The following is a 16,781-nucleotide window of genomic DNA, read 5'->3' as shown; positions in this document are numbered from 1 at the left end:
AGGCTTTTTTTAACTATTTATGAAAAGTTGATTTTTAAGCTTCTCCTTCTGTAGCTGGGGCATCTTCACCTTCAGCAGTTGCACCTTCTTCACCTTCTTCACCTTCTTCACCTTCTTCTTCTTCATCAACTACAATAGCTGCACGTGCAGTTCTTACTTGCACAACAACCATGTCTTCTGGATGTAAAATTTCATATTCATCAGTCATAAGAGATTCTACAAATACTTTATCTCCAATTTTAAGTTTAGAAATGTCAATATTTATAAAATCAGGTAAATTACCAGGTATTGCTTTTACTCTTAATCTACGATTTGGAAAACGCAATACACCACCATTGATAACACCAGGGGCACTACCTTCTAATTTTACAGGAATATTTAACGATACTGCTTTGTCATCAAATAATTGATAAAAGTCAATATGAATTATTTTATCCGTAACTGGATGAAATTGAATATCTTGAACAATGGCGTTAAATTTGTCTCCGCCTTCTAGTTCAATCGTTGCAGTATATACATTTGGAGTATAAATTAAATGTCTGAACTCTAATTCTTCTGCTGAAAAGTGAACAGGTTTTTCTCCTCCGTATAATACGCAAGGTACCTTTCCAGCATTACGTAAAGCTTTGGTTGCTACCTTGCCTACGATTTCTCTTTTGGATCCTTTGATTGTAATCGATTTCATTTATTTATTTATTTAATTGTTTCTGATTTATATTACATTAAAAATTGTCCACTGATAGAATTGTTATTCTGTACTTTATGCATAATATCAGCAAATAAAGGGGCGCAAGATACTACTTTAATCTTATCAATTTGTTTTTTTAATGGTATTGTGTTTGTAATTATAAGTTCCTCTAATTTTGAATTTTCAATTCGTTCATATGCTTGACCGGATAATACAGGGTGGGTACAAATTGCACGTACACTTTTAGCTCCCTTTTCCATCATTAAATCCGCAGCTTTAGTTAAAGTTCCGGCGGTATCAATCATATCATCAACTAGAATTACATTTTTACCTTCTACATTACCAATGAGCTCCATATGAGAAATTACATTGGCTTTTTTACGTTCTTTGTAACAAATTACTACTTCGCTTTTCAAAAATTTAGAATAAGCATACGCTCTTTTTGAACCTCCCATGTCTGGAGAAGCAACGGTAATATTATCTAAATTAAGATCTTTAATTGCAGGTAAAAAGATGGTTGAAGCAAAAAGATGATCAACAGGTTTTTCAAAGAAACCTTGAATTTGATCTGCATGCAAGTCCATTGTAATAATTCGAGTTGCACCTGCAGATTCTAATAATTTAGCAACTAATTTAGCTGCAATTGGTACTCTCGGTTTGTCCTTACGATCTTGTCTAGCCCATCCAAAATATGGTATAACTGCAGTTATATGTCTAGCTGATGCCCGTTTCGCTGCATCAATCATTAATAACATTTCCATTAAATTATCAGAATTAGGAAATGTAGAACCAATGATAAATATACGACGCCCTCTTATAGACTCCTCAAAAGAAACTTGAAATTCACCATCACTAAAGATGCTTTTTTTAGATTTACCTAATTTACAACCGTAGGCTGCAGCAATTTCTGTAGCTAATTCAACAGACTGCGAACAAGCGAAAAGTTTAGGTTTAGGTATTTTTTGTTTCATAGGGAACGCTATGTTAGACTTTATATATGAGATTTAGACACTCGTATTCAGAACTCACAATTCATAACTCTTTTAGTACCTTGGGTGGGAATCGAACCCACACTCCCGAAAGAACTGGATTTTGAATCCAGCGTGTCTACCAGTTCCACCACCAAGGCATTGTAAACATACATTAACATATCATGTTGGATATGAGGGTGCAAAAGTAAAAAATATTTTGATTCCCTTGACATTTAATTGTTATATTTATTTTTAAAGTGCAAAGTACTGTATTTCATACATTAAAGAAGCTCTTTATTTTAGGTCATATCTATATGGACCTGATGCAAAAAATTCTATTCTTTTTTATTACTTTTGCTAAAAATTAAATAAAGAGAAATGAGTTCAAAAAAGAAAGATGTTACATTTGATGTATTGATTGAAATACCAAAAGGTAGTAGAAATAAATATGAATATGATTTTGCCTTAAATAAGATAAGATTTGATCGTATGCTCTTCTCATCGATGATGTATCCAGGAGATTATGGGTTTATACCAGAAACGTTAGCTTTAGATAGTGATCCTTTAGATGTACTAGTTTTAGGACATGAGCCAACTTATCCAATGGTTGTAATGGAAGTAAGACCAATTGGAGTTTTTCATATGACAGATGAAAAAGGACCTGATGAAAAGATCATTTGCGTACCGGTTTCAGATCCTATTTGGAGTAATAATAGTGATGTTAGCGATTTAAATCCACATAGATTAAAAGAAATTGAACATTTCTTTCAGGTATATAAAGATTTAGAAAAGAAGAAAGTTGATACAGGGGGCTGGGGAAATGCTGAAGAGGCCTTGAAAATATATAATGAATGTGTTCAACGATATAATGACAGTGAGCATAAAAAGAATAGAACTTTTACGATTTAATTTCTAAATAGTTATTTATAAATTGTTTAAACTACGTTATTTTATAGCGTAGTTTTTTTTATATATACAGTTTTACTACTTTTGTTTTTATGGACGTTTGAAACTCAAAAACGTCTGAAACTTAAACTAACCTAATTTATACTCTATGGAATTAATAATAAAATTTTTACCACTATTTGGTGTTGTAGCTTTAATTTTCGTTTTTCTAAAAAGCGGATGGGTTTCAAAGCAAGAAGTTGGTAATGAAAAAATGTCACGTATCGCTAAGAATATTGCTGATGGTGCCATGGCATTTTTAAAAGCCGAATACAAGGTTTTAGCAATTTTTGTTGCTGCAGTTGCTGTCTTACTGTTCTTTAAAGGAACAAATGAAGTAGGGTCTAATGGCATGGTAGCAGTATCATTTATTATTGGAGCTATATGTTCTGCCTTAGCAGGATTTATAGGAATGAAAGTAGCAACCAAAGCAAATGTTAGAACTACTGAAGCTGCAAGGACATCATTAGGGCGAGCCTTAGAAGTAGCCTTTGCTGGTGGTGCTGTAATGGGATTAGGCGTTGTAGGTTTAGGTATTTTGGGATTAAGTGGTTTATTTATGGCATATCAATTTATGTGGCCGTCAACAGGTTTATCAGTCGACTTAAAAGCTGAAAATCTATCGATGGTATTAAATGTACTTTCAGGATTTTCATTAGGAGCATCTTCAATTGCATTGTTTGCTCGTGTAGGTGGAGGTATTTATACAAAAGCAGCCGACGTTGGTGCAGATTTAGTTGGTAAAGTGGAAGCTGGTATTCCAGAAGATCATCCGTTAAACCCTGCAACTATTGCCGATAATGTTGGTGATAATGTTGGAGACGTTGCTGGTATGGGGGCTGATTTATTCGAATCTTATGTAGGTTCTATTATAGGAACAATGGTGTTAGGGGCTTTTATTTTAACTCCTGATTTTGATGGTTTAGGTGCTGTATATTTACCTTTAGTTCTTGGGGCCGTAGGTATAATAATGTCTATACTAGGAACTTTTTTTGTAAGAGTAAAAGATGGTGGAAACCCACAAACAGCATTAAATATTGGCGAATTTGGTTCGGCAGGATTAATGGTTGTGGCATCTTATTTTATTATAAATGCATTAATTCCTGAATCTCATGCAGAATTGCCATTCGGAGCAATGGGTGTATTCTGGGCAACAATTGCTGGTTTAGTTGCTGGTTTAGGTGTTGGTAAAATAACGGAGTATTACACAGCTACAGGTAAAAAGCCTGTAATGTCAATTGTTAAACAATCTGAAACAGGAGCAGCTACAAATATTATTGCTGGTCTAGGTGTGGGTATGATGTCTACGATGATTCCTATTCTTTTGATTGCTGCTGCTATTATGGTATCTCATCATTTTGCAGGATTATATGGTATCGCGATTGCTGCAGTTGGTATGTTAGCAAATACAGGGATTCAATTGGCAGTAGATGCTTATGGTCCAATTTGTGATAATGCAGGTGGTATTGCTGAAATGGCTGAATTACCAAGTGAAGTTCGTCAACGTACAGATAAATTAGATGCAGTGGGTAATACAACTGCGGCGGTTGGTAAAGGTTTTGCTATCGCTTCAGCAGCATTAACTGCCTTAGCTTTATTTGCGGCTTTTATGAAGACTGCAGGTGTTATTGCAATTGATGTATCTCAGCCTAAAATTATGGCAGGTCTTCTAGTAGGTGGTATGTTACCATTTGTATTCTCAGCCTTGTCAATGAATGCTGTTGGTCGTGCTGCAATGGCGATGATTGAAGAGGTTAGACGTCAGTTTAGAGACATACCAGAATTAAAAGCTGCATTAGGAATTATGCGTAAGTATGATTCTGATATGACTAAAGCTTCTAAAGAAGATAGAGCTATTTTTGATGCTGCTGATGGTGTAGCAGATTATGGAAAATGTATTGATATTTCTACAAAAGCTTCAATAAGAGAAATGGTATTACCAGGGTTATTAGCAATTGCTGTACCTGTAGCAGTTGGTTTTATTGGTGGTGCTGAAATGTTAGGAGGCGTATTAGCAGGTGTAACCACTTGTGGTGTGTTGATGGCAATTTTTCAATCTAACGCAGGTGGTGCTTGGGATAATGCAAAGAAAACAATAGAAGAGGAAGGTCGTAAAGGAACAGACGCTCATAAGGCAGCTGTTGTAGGAGATACTGTTGGAGATCCTTTTAAAGATACGTCTGGTCCTTCTTTAAACATTCTTTTAAAACTAATGTCGGTGGTAGCTTTAGTTATTGCTCCTAGTATTGCAATTTCTGCTGAAACTGTAACAGCGTATATTAACGAAGGTACGCCAGCTCAACAAGAGACTGTAATTTCAGTTGCTGACGACGTAAATAAAGAAATGAAAGTTTTGGTTAAAAAAGAAAACGGTGAAAAAAATGCGACTGTTATCACGACTACAGAGGTAGATGGTGTAAAAGACGTTACTGTTGAAACTGTAGAAGGTGACGATGTTGATTTATTAGTTGCCAATCATTACGAAGACTAAATAATAGATTAAATAAATATTCAAAAGCCGTCTCATCCTAATACTTTGGAAGAGACGGTTTTTTTGCTTTATAACCATTATCTTTACAAAGTTTTGTTAGATCAGTTTTCTGAACATATCGCCACTAATTTTTCTTATCTAAAAGATAAAAAGTTACTTATTGCCATTTCAGGAGGTGTAGATAGCGTTGTACTTGCTGAACTGTTAAATGAATTGGAATTTGACATTTCATTAGCCCATTGTAATTTTCAATTAAGAGGGGCTGATGCTAATCAAGATGAGGTTTTTGTAACCGAAATGGCGAGTAGAATTCAAATACCTCTGTTTACAAAGAGGTTTGATACCAAAACTATTGCAAAAGCGGAAAAGTTATCCATTCAATTAGCAGCTAGAGAATTACGATATAACTGGTTTAAAAATCTATTAGTTGATAACAATCTAGATTATATAGTAACGGGACATCATGCCGACGATAATTTGGAAACTTTTTTAATCAATTTAAGTAGAGGTACAGGTTTAAATGGGTTGACAGGTATTCCAGAAAAAAATGGAGCTATCGTAAGGCCTTTGTTGCCTTTTAGTAGAAATCAAATTGAGCAATATGCTCGAAAACAAAATTTAAGTTGGAGAGAAGACGCTTCAAATGCAGAAACTAAATATCTAAGAAATAAATTAAGACATGATGTGATTCCTGCTTTAAAATCAATCAACCCACGGTTTTTAGATACTTTTTCAACCACTATTCATCACCTACAAGATACACAACAAATAGTTGCAGCATCTTTAGAAAACATAAAGCTCAAAGTTGTGCATTCTGATGCTAATGGTATTCTAAAACTAGATATTACTGAGCTTAAAAAATTGGCACATAGTAAAGCCCTACTATATGAGATTTTAAAGGATTACAATTTTACGGCTTGGGATGATATTTATAATTTGTTGGAGGCACAAGCAGGTAAATTTGTTGTGAGTAACTCACATCGTATTCTTAAGGATAGAGATTTTTTAATTATATCGCCAATATTAGTTGAACCTGGAAATGAAATTTATACTTTACATAGCTTTCCAAGTAGTATTCAAACAGCATCTTTTCAACTTAAAATCACCAAATCTGATAACTTTTATCCTGTAAAGGAATCACATATAATATTTGTAGATGCTGATCAATTGAAATGGCCAATAACTCTAAGAAAATGGCAACATGGTGATTATTTTTATCCTTTTGGGATGCAGGGTAAAAAGAAATTAAGTAAATTTTTTAAAGACCAGAAATACTCTTTATTTGACAAAGAAAATACTTGGGTATTAATTTCAGATGATAAAATTGTTTGGGTTGTTAATTCCAGGTTTGATGAAAGATTTAAAGTAACTGACAGCACAAAAACTATTCTAAAGTTAGAATTGATTTAAACTATCTTTGTGTATCAAATTATACGGTATGGACAAGAACATTGAACAGAGGATAAAACTATTAAAAGAAAAATACGACACCATCGATCAAGATTTAGAAACACAATTGGATGGATTGTTGTATAGTAAACCCATTACTTATTGGGATTATATTCAAACTGATGCCTTGTTAAATTTACAAGTACAGCGAACCGGTTTTAAAGACGAAATGGTCTTTATAATGTACCATCAAATTAACGAACTTATCTTTAAAATGATACGTTGGGAAATTGAGCAGATAGCTCATCATGAAAATTTGACTACTAAATTTTTCACAGAAAGGTTAATGCGAATAAGTCGTTATTTTGACATGCTTACGGCCTCTTTTACTATTATGGGAGATGGTATGGAGCGTGAGCAATATGCGAAATTTAGAGATACATTAACACCAGCTAGTGGGTTTCAAAGTGCCCAATATCGATTGATTGAATTTTGCAGTACTGAATTAATCAATTTGATTGATTATCGATTTAGATCAAAAATTGATCGCAATACAGCTTTTGAAAATGCATTTGAACATTTGTATTGGCAAGCGGCTGGTAAAGATTATAAAACAGGTAAAAAATCGTTTTTATTAGAACAATTTGAAAAAAAGTATAAAACGGAATTCCTGAGTATCATGAAGGAATATAATACGATTAATTTATGGTCGAAGTTTAAATCGTTACCTGAAAAAGATAAAGAAAATATTGATTTAATTAATGCCATGCGTCATTTAGATTATTGTATTAATATTAAATGGGTAATGTCACATTATGAGGCTGCAGGTAAATACATAGCTACCCAAGATGAGGCTACAGGAGGTAGTGATTGGCGTAAATACATGCACCCAAAATATCAAAAAAGAATATTTTTTCCTGATTTATGGAGTAAAGAAGAATTTGAGAATTGGGGAGTAACAAATTTAGAAGCTTATAAAATATTGACTTAGTTTTCTCGTTAAGGTAGTCAACCTAATGATGAACTACTAATGAAAACCTTTGTATTATTACTTACTGTTGCCATAACTTTTATGGCTTGTGACAATAATGAAGATGCTTCCAATCAAGATGAATTACTTGGAAAATGGAAGTTGATTGAGATTAGGTCTCATGGAATTGTGAATACAATAGATTGTAAAGATGCTGTTTTACTTGATTTTAAAACTGATGGACTCTTTGATGTAGAACATTTTGGTTCTAATGATACTAATGCGTGTATTTCAATGGGTAAAATTGATGAAGGTACTTGGGTAAACGTTGGCAATAGCCTTTATAATATTGATGGTGATGTGGTAACTCCTAAATTTGACGGTGATATATTAATTATGGTTTCAAATAGCGGAGAAGAAACTGAAAGTAGCGGTGTTTTTGAGCGACAATAGATTACATTTAATAAAAAAGAACAAAGCGACCCTTAGAAATTATAGGTGATGATGAGATTTTGAAAGTACTTAACAAGCTACTATAATAAAATTGACAATGAAATTAGTTAAACTCTTAAAATGTATTATTTTTAAGGGTTTTCTTTTTTGGAACAATAATTGTATTTTATCATACAAATAGATTAAACATGTATAAAAAGACACTATTTCTTTTACTTATCTTTTCTTTTGTTCTACAAGCACAGAATGTGAAACCTGCGTTTAAAAAGGGAGAATTATTAAAATATAGAATCAGTTATAGTAATTGGTTTAATGCTGGTAGTGCAACCTTAGAAATTAAGGAAAGTACTAATAATGGAAAGTCTTCTTTTCATATCAAGGGAAAAGGAAAAACTACTGGAGTTACAGGGTGGTTTTTCAAAGTAAATGACGATTATCAAACCTATTTTTATAAGAATAATTTACTTCCATATAAATTTATTAGAAAGATAGATGAAGGGGGTTATACTAAAGATAAAGAAATACATTTCCATCAAAATAGTAATAAAGCTACTGTAAAAGATCATGAAAAAAAGACAGAAGAAATGTTTAGTACAGATCAAGGTGTACATGATATGCTTTCTACTCTATATTATTTAAGAAATCAAGACATTTCAAAAATGAAACCTGGTGATGAAGTTAAATTAACCATGTTTTTTGATGAAAAGAATTATCCTTTTAGGTTACGTTATTTAGGTACTGAAACGATTAAAACGAAATTTGGTAAAGTAGCCAGTGCAAAGTTTAGACCACTTGTACAGGCAGGTCGTGTTTTTAAAGCTAAGGAAAGTATAACCGTTTGGGTTAGCAATGATAAAAATAAAATACCACTTCGAATTAAGGCAGATTTAGCTGTCGGATCATTAAGAGCAGACTTAGATCTTTATAAGGGTTTGGCAAATTCCTTTCCAATGATTTTTGATTAAAACCTGTGGTTTCAAAATCCCAGATACAAATTTTTGTTACTTTAACTTTATTCATAGTAGGTAAAATAGTAGATTTGTGGCATTCTTAAAAAAAAGCCAATAAAATACAGTGAAAAACCTAATTTTTCTCCTCTTAATTGTATTCTTTTTTTCATGTAAAAGTGATAAAATTGAAGAAGAAGTTATCTCAACTAAAATTGAAATTCCCGAACTGATTCAAAAATTTGGTTATACATTAGATGACTATAAAGTAATTGAAGACACCATTAGAAACGGTGATAGCTTTGGTGAAATACTAAATAATCATCATGTAGATTATAGTGAAGTTTACAATATTGTGGAGTCGGTTAAAGATACATTTAATGTAGCTAAATTAATTGTAGGTAAACCTTATGTTATATTAGCCAATAAAGATACCACCGAAAAAGCTCAGGTATTTGTGTACCAACCCAGAATAACGGAATATGTGATTATTGATTTTACGGATACTATTTTTTATGAATTTCATGAAAAGAATATTAAAACAGTAGTAAAAGAAGCTTCTGGAGCTATTTCTGATAGTTTATATGCTCTTTCGTTGGTAATGCAAGACAAGGGGTTAGATTATGCTTTGGTTAATGAATTGTCTGATGTTTATGCTTGGACGGTCGATTTTTTCCACCTTCAAAAAGGCGATAATTTTAAAGTTATATACGAAGAAAAATTTATTGACGATACTATCTATGCTGGTTTAGGAGAAATAAAAGCAGCATACTTTGAACATAAAAATCAACCTTTTTATGCGTTTAATTTTGTAACAGATTCTACTAAAAATATATCTGATTATTATGATGATACAGCCAACTCATTAAGAAGACAGTTTCTTAAAGCTCCTTTAAGTTTTAGCAGAATATCATCTCGATATAACCTAAAGCGGTTTATTAGATATTATGGTAAAATAAAGCCACATAGAGGTACTGATTTTGCCGCTGGAGTGGGTACACCAATCATGAGTACCGCAAATGGTACGGTTATAGAATCTGCTAGAAGAGGTGGTAACGGAAATTATGTTAAGGTAAAGCATAATTCAGTATATACTACTCAATATTTACATATGAGTAAGCGTGCTGTAAAAAAAGGCGACTTTGTTAAACAAGGCGATGTGATAGGCTATGTTGGTATGACTGGTAATACTTCTGGTCCACATGTATGTTACCGTTTTTGGAAAAATGGAGTACAGGTAGATCCATTGAAGGAAAAATTACCTTCTGCAGAGCCAATTAAAGATAGCCTTAAAGCAGGTTATTTAACTTTTATTAAATCATATAGACAACAACTCGATGGTTTAACTATTGATTAAAGCTTAAGATACTTCATTATTGCTCTTAGATTAGTCCAATTCTATAATTAATAGGAATTGTGCCTAAACACATTTGATATTTCATTAAATTTGTAGTACTAAAATCTAGATTAAAAATGGCATTAAAAAATCAAAACCCTACAGAAACTATCGCTTGGAAGAGTTTACAAGAATTATATCAAGGAATTAAAAATACTGATATGAAAAAACTCTTTATGCAAGATTCAGAAAGATTAGAAAAATATAGCTTAAAACATGATGATTTAAGTTTGAATTTTTCCAAAAACAGAATTAATGATGACGTTTTAAAATCTTTAGTTGCATTAGCAAATGAAGTTGATTTACAAGATGGTATTGATAAAATGTTTGCAGGTGACATAATAAATGAAACTGAAAACAGAGCTGTTTTACATACTGCCCTTCGTAATAAATCAGGTAATGCTGTAATGTTTGAAGGTGAAAATGTAATGGATGAGGTGAATGATACTCTTCAAAAAATGAAAGTTTTTTCTGAAAAAGTGATTTCAGGAAACCATAAAGGATATTCAGGCAAAGCGATAACTGATATCGTAAATATTGGTATTGGAGGTTCTGATTTGGGACCTCGAATGGTTGTAGATGCACTACAATATTATAAAAATCATTTAAAAACACACTTTATATCTAATATTGATGGTGACCATGTTATGGAAACCATAAAAGAGTTAGACCCTGAAACTACATTGTTTGTTATTGTTTCTAAAACATTTACTACGCAAGAAACCTTGACCAATGCAGAAACAGTTAAAAAATGGTTTTTATCAAAAGGAGCAACTCAAAATGATATTCAACATAATTTTGTAGCAGTTTCAACGAACTTATCTAAAGTTGCCGCTTTTGGAATTGCTGAGAATAATATATTTACCATGTGGGACTGGGTTGGTGGTCGTTATTCTTTGTGGAGTGCCGTTGGTTTATCTATTAGTTTAGCATTAGGATTTGATAATTTTGATCAACTATTAACAGGTGCTTATGAAATGGACGAACATTTTAAAACAACGTCATTTGATCAGAATATTCCAGTAACGTTAGCTTTAGTAAGTATTTGGTATAATAACTTTTTTGAAACAGAATCTGAAGTTGTTATTCCTTACTCTCAATATTTAACGCAATTTGTACCTTATTTACAACAAGGATCAATGGAAAGTAATGGTAAATCGGTAGATCGTGATGGTAATCCAGTTGATTATCAAACAGGAAATATCATTTGGGGAAATACAGGTACCAATGTACAACATGCTTTTATGCAATTGGTACATCAGGGTACAAAACTAATTCCAGTCGATTTTATCGGTTTTAGGGAATCGTTATACGGAAATGAAGATCATCATAATAAATTGATGTCAAATTTTTATGCTCAAGCGGAAGCTTTGTATTTAGGTAAAGCTAAAGAAGAGGTGCATTTAGAGCTAAAAACTGCTGGACAACAAGATAAAATTTCGAAGTTATTACCATTTAAAGTGTTTGAGGGCAATAAACCATCAAATTCCTTTTTAATGGATAAACTCACTCCAAAAAATTTAGGTAAGCTTATAGCAACCTATGAGCACAAAACTTTTGTACAAGGCTATATTTGGAACATTTTTAGTTTTGATCAATTTGGTGTTGAACTAGGAAAAGAATTAGCTAAAAAGTTTTTGGCATAAAATTTCAACTAGTTATTTAGATAATCAATAGCAACGTTTTTAAGAATATATAATCTTAAAAACGTTGCTATTTCTATGTTGTTTATAATCTATCTCATAATATTACCTGCCTTTTTTCTTTTTCAATTCTTTTAAGTTGTCTTTGTTTCTCTTCATTTATTTTAAAAATCAAGTACTTCATAACATTAAGATAAACTAAACATAACAAATCTTTAATTTTAAGTTAACCTAAACTTTACATTGGTGTTATTTATTTGCAACGTAAAATTTAAACAAAAAAAGTAAACTAAAAATTAAGAAAAAAATGAAGAAATTATTTTACTCATTAAGTATCGTGGTTTTATTAGCATCATGTACAGGAAATGATGATCCAGAGATTATTATTGAAGTACCTGTTGATACAGTTCTTGAAGGTACCATAGCAACTGACAGAACTTTAACTCAAGATAAAATATGGGAAATTAGTGGTAGAGTTATTGTGGCTAATGGAGCAACATTAACTATTGAGCCAGGTACAATTATTAAAGCTTATGCGGGTACGGGCACACAAGCTTCTGCATTGATTATTTCTAGAGGATCAAAAATTGATGCTCAAGGAACTGCTTCTGCACCAATTATTTTTACTTCATCAGCAGATAATATCGCCATTGGACAATCTGCGGGAACAAATTTATCTGAAAATGATAGAGGTCTTTGGGGAGGTCTTATCCTATTAGGATATGCTCCAGGTTCTTTTAAAGGAGATGTTACTGAAGTGCAAATTGAAGGTGTACCTGCAACAGATACAAATGGTCTTTTTGGAGGCGATGATGCTACTGATAATTCAGGAATTTTAAAATATATTTCTATCCGTCATGGTGGTGCAGAATTGAGTCCTGATAACGAAATCAATGGTTTAACATTAGGTGCAGTTGGTAGTGGAACTGTTATTGACAATATTGAAGTTGTAGCAAATGTAGATGATGGTATTGAGTTTTTTGGAGGTTCAGTTAACGCATCTAACTTGGTAGTTTGGTCTGCTGGTGATGATGGTTTAGATATTGATCAAGCGTATTCTGGAACAATAACGAATTCAGTAGTTATATTAGGAACGGCTTCTGATCATGCATTAGAAATTGATGGTCCTGAAGGTAGTTTAGAAGGTCAATTTACTATTGATGGTCTTACTTTAATTGGTAATGAGACTACAGAAAGAGGTGAATATGCTGATTACAGAAGTAGTGCAATGGGAACTACAAAAAATGTTTTGGCTTATGGATTTAAGGCTGATTCAGATGTTGAATTAGATAATGATGGTGTTGCTGCAAATTATACGGATGGTAAATTATCTTTTACTAACTGGCAAATTGTTTTACCAGAAGGTGTAAGTACATCAGCATCAATTTTTGCTGATAAATCTGATGTAGGATCAACTTTTGGAGCAGATGCAGCTAATTTCTCTTCAGATGTTACATCAAGTTCAAAATCTACTGGTGCTGATATGTCTGGATTTACTTGGACAATGGCAGACATTAAAAATGCTTTAGAATAAACTAAAATTAATTATTTGAATTATTCAATTGCTCATACTATGGTATGGGCAATTGATATTTAAAGTATATAGAAGAAAGAGAACATTTTTAAATGTTTTATAATATAAAATAACATGAAAATTAAATTTATACTATTCATAACTTTTACCTTAATTTTTAATTTGTTAAATGCCCAGAAGGGTACTTTATCAGGGACAATTAAGGATGGTGAAATAAACGATGTTTTACCATTTGCAACGGTTTTAATTAAAGGTTCTGATAAAGGTACTACATCAGATTTTGAAGGAACGTATTCAATTGAATTAGAAGCAGGAACGTATACCGTTGTTTTTAAATTTTTAGGATTTGAAACTACTGAAGTTACTGAAGTGGTTATAAAACCAGATGATGTTACTGTTTTAGATATTACTTTGAAGGAAGCTTCAGGTTCACTTGAGGAGGTAATTATTACTGCAGAAACAGCTCGTAATACAGAATCTTCAGTTTTAAATATTCAAAGAAGATCAGTTAATTTATTAGATGGTATTTCATCTCAAAATTTTAAAAAGTTAGGTGCTAGTGACTTGGCAAATGCCGTAAAAAGTGTTCCAGGAGTTTCTATTCAGGGAGGTAAATATGTTTATGTCCGTGGTTTGGGTGATAGGTACACTAAAACTATTTTAAATGGAGTAGATATACCAGGATTAGATCCCGATAGAAATACGATACAAATGGATATTTTTCCAACAAATATTATTGACAATATAATCGTTGTAAAATCAGCAACGGCTGATTTACCCGCAGATTTTACGGGTGGTATTGTTGATATTGTTACCAAAGAATTTCCTTCTAAAAAAGAGTTTAGCCTATCATTAAGTGGTTCTTATAATCCTGATATGCACTTTAAAAGTAATTTTTTAAATTATAATGGTGGTAATACTGATTTTCTAGGCTATGATGATGGCACAAGAGCCTTACCAATAAGTCCTTATCAGCCAATACCAAATACTTTTGATAATAGTGCAGTGTTAACGGAAATAACAAAAAGATTTAACCCAAATTTAGCAGCTCTTGAATCAAATAGTACGATGGACTATAGTATTGGGTTAACAGCAGGTAATCAATATACAATAGGAAAAAAGGATCATAGGCTGGGTTATATAGCTTCTGTATCTTATAAAAATGAAACGAATTTTTATGAGAATGCTCAGAACAACTTTTATAGAAAAGATCCGAATACGTCTAGTATTGAAATGCCTTTGAGTAAAGGTCAAAATGGTAATTTGGGTGAGCAAAACGTTGTATTGAGTGGTTTGGTTGGTTTGTCTTATAAAACAGATCGTTCTAAGTATAAAATAAATGTAATGCGTATTCAAAATGGCGAGTCAAGTGCAGGTTTATTTGATCAAGAACTAAATGAGGGAGATTTTGCTTTAGCAATAAAGAATAGTTTAGTGTATACTGAAAGGTCAATTACCAATGGTTTACTGTCAGGTACGCATACAAATAGTGATGCTTCATGGAAAACCGAATGGAAGTTAGCATCAACTTTATCTACTATTTATGATAAAGATGTACGTGCAACTTCATTTAGAATTGAAGAAGATGGGAGTTTTAGTATTCCTCAAAATAGTGAACCAAGAAGAATTTGGAGAAACTTAGAAGAAGAAAATCATGTTGGAAAGTTAGATGTAACTAGAAAATATAGTTTATTTCAAAAAGACGCTAAATTAAAAGTGGGTGCATATGGTTCTTATAAACAAAGGACATATAACATCTATACTTTTAGAATTGGTATTGCTGGTCCAAGTGGTTTTAATGGTGATGCTGATGCCATCTTAGCAGATGAAAATTTATGGACAACTAGTGATCAAGAAGGTTCTTTTATAAGAAATACTTCAGTTGTAGATCCTGTTAATATTTTTGAATCTAATCAAATTAATATGGCTGGTTATATTTCTAATGAATTTAATTTAGGAAATAAACTGAAAACTATAGTTGGTTTAAGAGTTGAGAATTTTATGATAAACTATACAGGTGAAAACAGTAGTGGTGCTGTGTTAAATAATGAATCTATTATTAATAAATTTGATTTATTTCCATCTGTCAACTTTATCTATGCCTTAAAGGATAATAAAAATGTACGATTATCTTATGCAAGAACTACAGCTAGACCTTCGTTTAAAGAAGCCTCAAATGCTGAAATTTTTGATGCTCTTTCTGACATTACTTATATCGGTAACATCGATTTAAAACCGACTTATATCAATAATCTCGATTTACGTTATGAGGTTTATGGAGATAATTCTGAATTGTTTGCCGTTAGTGGATTTTACAAATCATTTAAAGATCCAATTGAATTAACTTACTTTCAATCTGCGTTAGATAATTTTACACCGCAAAATTTAGGTGAAGCTGATGTGATAGGAGCAGAAATAGAATTTAGAAAAAACTTAAGTTTTTTATCTTCTAGCTTAGAAAATTTTAGATTTAATTTAAATGCCTCAGTGATACAATCGAAATTAAAAATGGGTACGGATGAATTTTCATTACGTACAAATACCGCAAGACCAGGAGAAGAGATTGATGATACTAGAGAGCTTCAAGGGCAATCACCCTATTTAATAAATACTGGTTTAGACTATGATAATGATAAAATAGGTTTACAAACAGGGGTTTTTTATAATGTACAAGGAAAGACGTTGGAAGTAGTTGGTGGTGCAAACCCTGATGTTTTTACAAAGCCTTTTAATAGTTTAAATTTCACATTAAACAAATCAATAGGTAAAGAGAGAAAGTCTAATCTTAGCTTTAAGATTACGAATCTATTAGGCTCTGAAAAAGAAAGTATTTACGAGTCTTATAAAGCGGCAGATCAAATATTTTCTAGCAGAAACCCTGGCACTTCTATTTCATTAGGATATAGTATAAAATTCTAAATTTCAAAACAAAAAAAGGAGCTATATAGCTCCTTTTTTTGTTTATTTAATAAATTATTTTACTCATTTTGTGATGCGATTACAGCATCACGAGACCAAGAATTTACTTTTTCTATTTGATCGTTTGAATAATCAACTTCTTTTAAAACATCATTTGTTTTAAATATCCATTTTCCTACTTTTTCACCAGCCTCATAATTCCCTACCGCAATTTTTTCACCAGTTAAATTATAGCTAGTCCATGTTCCATGTAACTTACCATCTTTAAAAAAACCTTGTTGATCAATTTCTCCATTGTCATAGTAAAAAGTAGCTTCTGTTACATCTCCCTTTTTTTCTAATTTCACCTTATTATCTTTTTCTTGAGCAAAAGAAAAACTCACACAAAAGACAATTAATAGGACAGCTAATTTTTTCATAATTTCAGTATTTATT

General features: G+C 32.0%; 13 protein-coding genes and 1 tRNA gene. 10 read left to right on the top strand and 4 right to left on the bottom strand.

What is annotated here, in order from left to right:
* Nucleotides 1–34: 34 nt before the first annotated feature.
* From FF125_RS21090 to FF125_RS21080, 3 genes are all read right to left on the bottom strand, one after another.
* Entirely contained in the window at nt 35–685 is a 651-nt protein-coding gene (locus FF125_RS21090; protein ID WP_138952096.1) for a 50S ribosomal protein L25/general stress protein Ctc, read from the bottom strand.
* A gap of 32 nt (nt 686–717) precedes the next feature.
* On the bottom strand, nt 718–1,659 hold the full coding sequence (locus FF125_RS21085) for a ribose-phosphate pyrophosphokinase (protein ID WP_138952094.1): 942 nt from the start codon (nt 1,657–1,659) through the stop codon (nt 718–720).
* A 76-nt stretch (nt 1,660–1,735) separates the two neighbouring features.
* Nucleotides 1,736–1,817, bottom strand: a tRNA-Leu gene (locus FF125_RS21080).
* A gap of 220 nt (nt 1,818–2,037) precedes the next feature.
* On the opposite strand from FF125_RS21080, the gene FF125_RS21075 reads away from it, so the two are divergent.
* The 10 genes from FF125_RS21075 to FF125_RS21030 all read left to right on the top strand — a co-directional run bounded on the left by FF125_RS21075 (nt 2,038) and on the right by FF125_RS21030 (nt 16,346).
* Entirely contained in the window at nt 2,038–2,568 is a 531-nt protein-coding gene (locus tag FF125_RS21075; RefSeq protein WP_138952092.1) for an inorganic diphosphatase, read from the top strand.
* A 145-nt stretch (nt 2,569–2,713) separates the two neighbouring features.
* Nucleotides 2,714–5,095 (top strand): sodium-translocating pyrophosphatase, encoded by a 2,382-nt coding sequence (locus FF125_RS21070; protein WP_138952090.1) that lies wholly within the window; start codon nt 2,714–2,716, stop codon nt 5,093–5,095.
* Nucleotides 5,096–5,188: 93 nt separating this feature from the next.
* Complete coding sequence (gene tilS / locus FF125_RS21065) at nt 5,189–6,505, top strand: tRNA lysidine(34) synthetase TilS (RefSeq protein WP_138952088.1); 1,317 nt, start codon at nt 5,189–5,191, stop codon at nt 6,503–6,505.
* 28 nt (nt 6,506–6,533) lie between these two features.
* Nucleotides 6,534–7,475, top strand: a complete 942-nt coding sequence (locus tag FF125_RS21060; RefSeq protein WP_138952086.1) for a tryptophan 2,3-dioxygenase family protein — start codon at nt 6,534–6,536, stop codon at nt 7,473–7,475.
* 39 nt (nt 7,476–7,514) lie between these two features.
* Nucleotides 7,515–7,907 (top strand): hypothetical protein, encoded by a 393-nt coding sequence (locus FF125_RS21055; protein ID WP_138952084.1) that lies wholly within the window; start codon nt 7,515–7,517, stop codon nt 7,905–7,907.
* 188 nt (nt 7,908–8,095) lie between these two features.
* Nucleotides 8,096–8,872: a DUF3108 domain-containing protein gene (locus tag FF125_RS21050; protein ID WP_138952082.1), complete on the top strand. Its 777-nt coding sequence runs from the start codon at nt 8,096–8,098 to the stop codon at nt 8,870–8,872.
* A gap of 109 nt (nt 8,873–8,981) precedes the next feature.
* Complete coding sequence (locus FF125_RS21045) at nt 8,982–10,211, top strand: M23 family metallopeptidase (RefSeq protein ID WP_138952080.1); 1,230 nt, start codon at nt 8,982–8,984, stop codon at nt 10,209–10,211.
* Nucleotides 10,212–10,327: 116 nt separating this feature from the next.
* Nucleotides 10,328–11,896 carry a glucose-6-phosphate isomerase gene (pgi, locus tag FF125_RS21040; RefSeq protein ID WP_138952078.1) on the top strand — a complete coding sequence of 523 codons (1,569 nt, stop codon included), beginning with the start codon at nt 10,328–10,330 and terminating at the stop codon, nt 11,894–11,896.
* A gap of 304 nt (nt 11,897–12,200) precedes the next feature.
* Complete coding sequence (locus FF125_RS21035) at nt 12,201–13,427, top strand: hypothetical protein (protein ID WP_138952076.1); 1,227 nt, start codon at nt 12,201–12,203, stop codon at nt 13,425–13,427.
* A gap of 114 nt (nt 13,428–13,541) precedes the next feature.
* Nucleotides 13,542–16,346 (top strand): TonB-dependent receptor, encoded by a 2,805-nt coding sequence (locus FF125_RS21030; protein ID WP_138952074.1) that lies wholly within the window; start codon nt 13,542–13,544, stop codon nt 16,344–16,346.
* A 59-nt stretch (nt 16,347–16,405) separates the two neighbouring features.
* Here the strand turns inward: FF125_RS21030 and FF125_RS21025 are convergent, their stop codons facing one another.
* Complete coding sequence (locus FF125_RS21025) at nt 16,406–16,765, bottom strand: toxin-antitoxin system YwqK family antitoxin (protein ID WP_138952073.1); 360 nt, start codon at nt 16,763–16,765, stop codon at nt 16,406–16,408.
* Nucleotides 16,766–16,781 lie beyond the last annotated feature (16 nt).

Source organism: Aureibaculum algae, from assembly GCF_006065315.1.
GTDB lineage: Bacteria > Bacteroidota > Bacteroidia > Flavobacteriales > Flavobacteriaceae > Aureibaculum > Aureibaculum algae.
The sequence above is the reverse complement of the archived record's forward strand: the minus strand, read 5'-3'. Positions and strand labels throughout refer to the sequence as shown.

Excerpts from the sequence above, each read along its gene's own strand:
- FF125_RS21085 (WP_138952094.1), bottom strand. The coding sequence starts at position 1,659 with ATGAAACAAAAAATACCTAAACCTAAACTTTTCGCTTGTTCGCAGTCT.
- FF125_RS21070 (WP_138952090.1), top strand. The coding sequence starts at position 2,714 with ATGGAATTAATAATAAAATTTTTACCACTATTTGGTGTTGTAGCTTTA.
- FF125_RS21025 (WP_138952073.1), bottom strand. The coding sequence starts at position 16,765 with ATGAAAAAATTAGCTGTCCTATTAATTGTCTTTTGTGTGAGTTTTTCT.
- FF125_RS21030 (WP_138952074.1), top strand. The coding sequence starts at position 13,542 with ATGAAAATTAAATTTATACTATTCATAACTTTTACCTTAATTTTTAAT.
- FF125_RS21060 (WP_138952086.1), top strand. The coding sequence starts at position 6,534 with ATGGACAAGAACATTGAACAGAGGATAAAACTATTAAAAGAAAAATAC.
- FF125_RS21075 (WP_138952092.1), top strand. The coding sequence starts at position 2,038 with ATGAGTTCAAAAAAGAAAGATGTTACATTTGATGTATTGATTGAAATA.
- FF125_RS21090 (WP_138952096.1), bottom strand. The coding sequence starts at position 685 with ATGAAATCGATTACAATCAAAGGATCCAAAAGAGAAATCGTAGGCAAG.
- FF125_RS21055 (WP_138952084.1), top strand. The coding sequence starts at position 7,515 with ATGAAAACCTTTGTATTATTACTTACTGTTGCCATAACTTTTATGGCT.
- FF125_RS21035 (WP_138952076.1), top strand. The coding sequence starts at position 12,201 with ATGAAGAAATTATTTTACTCATTAAGTATCGTGGTTTTATTAGCATCA.
- pgi (WP_138952078.1), top strand. The coding sequence starts at position 10,328 with ATGGCATTAAAAAATCAAAACCCTACAGAAACTATCGCTTGGAAGAGT.
- FF125_RS21050 (WP_138952082.1), top strand. The coding sequence starts at position 8,096 with ATGTATAAAAAGACACTATTTCTTTTACTTATCTTTTCTTTTGTTCTA.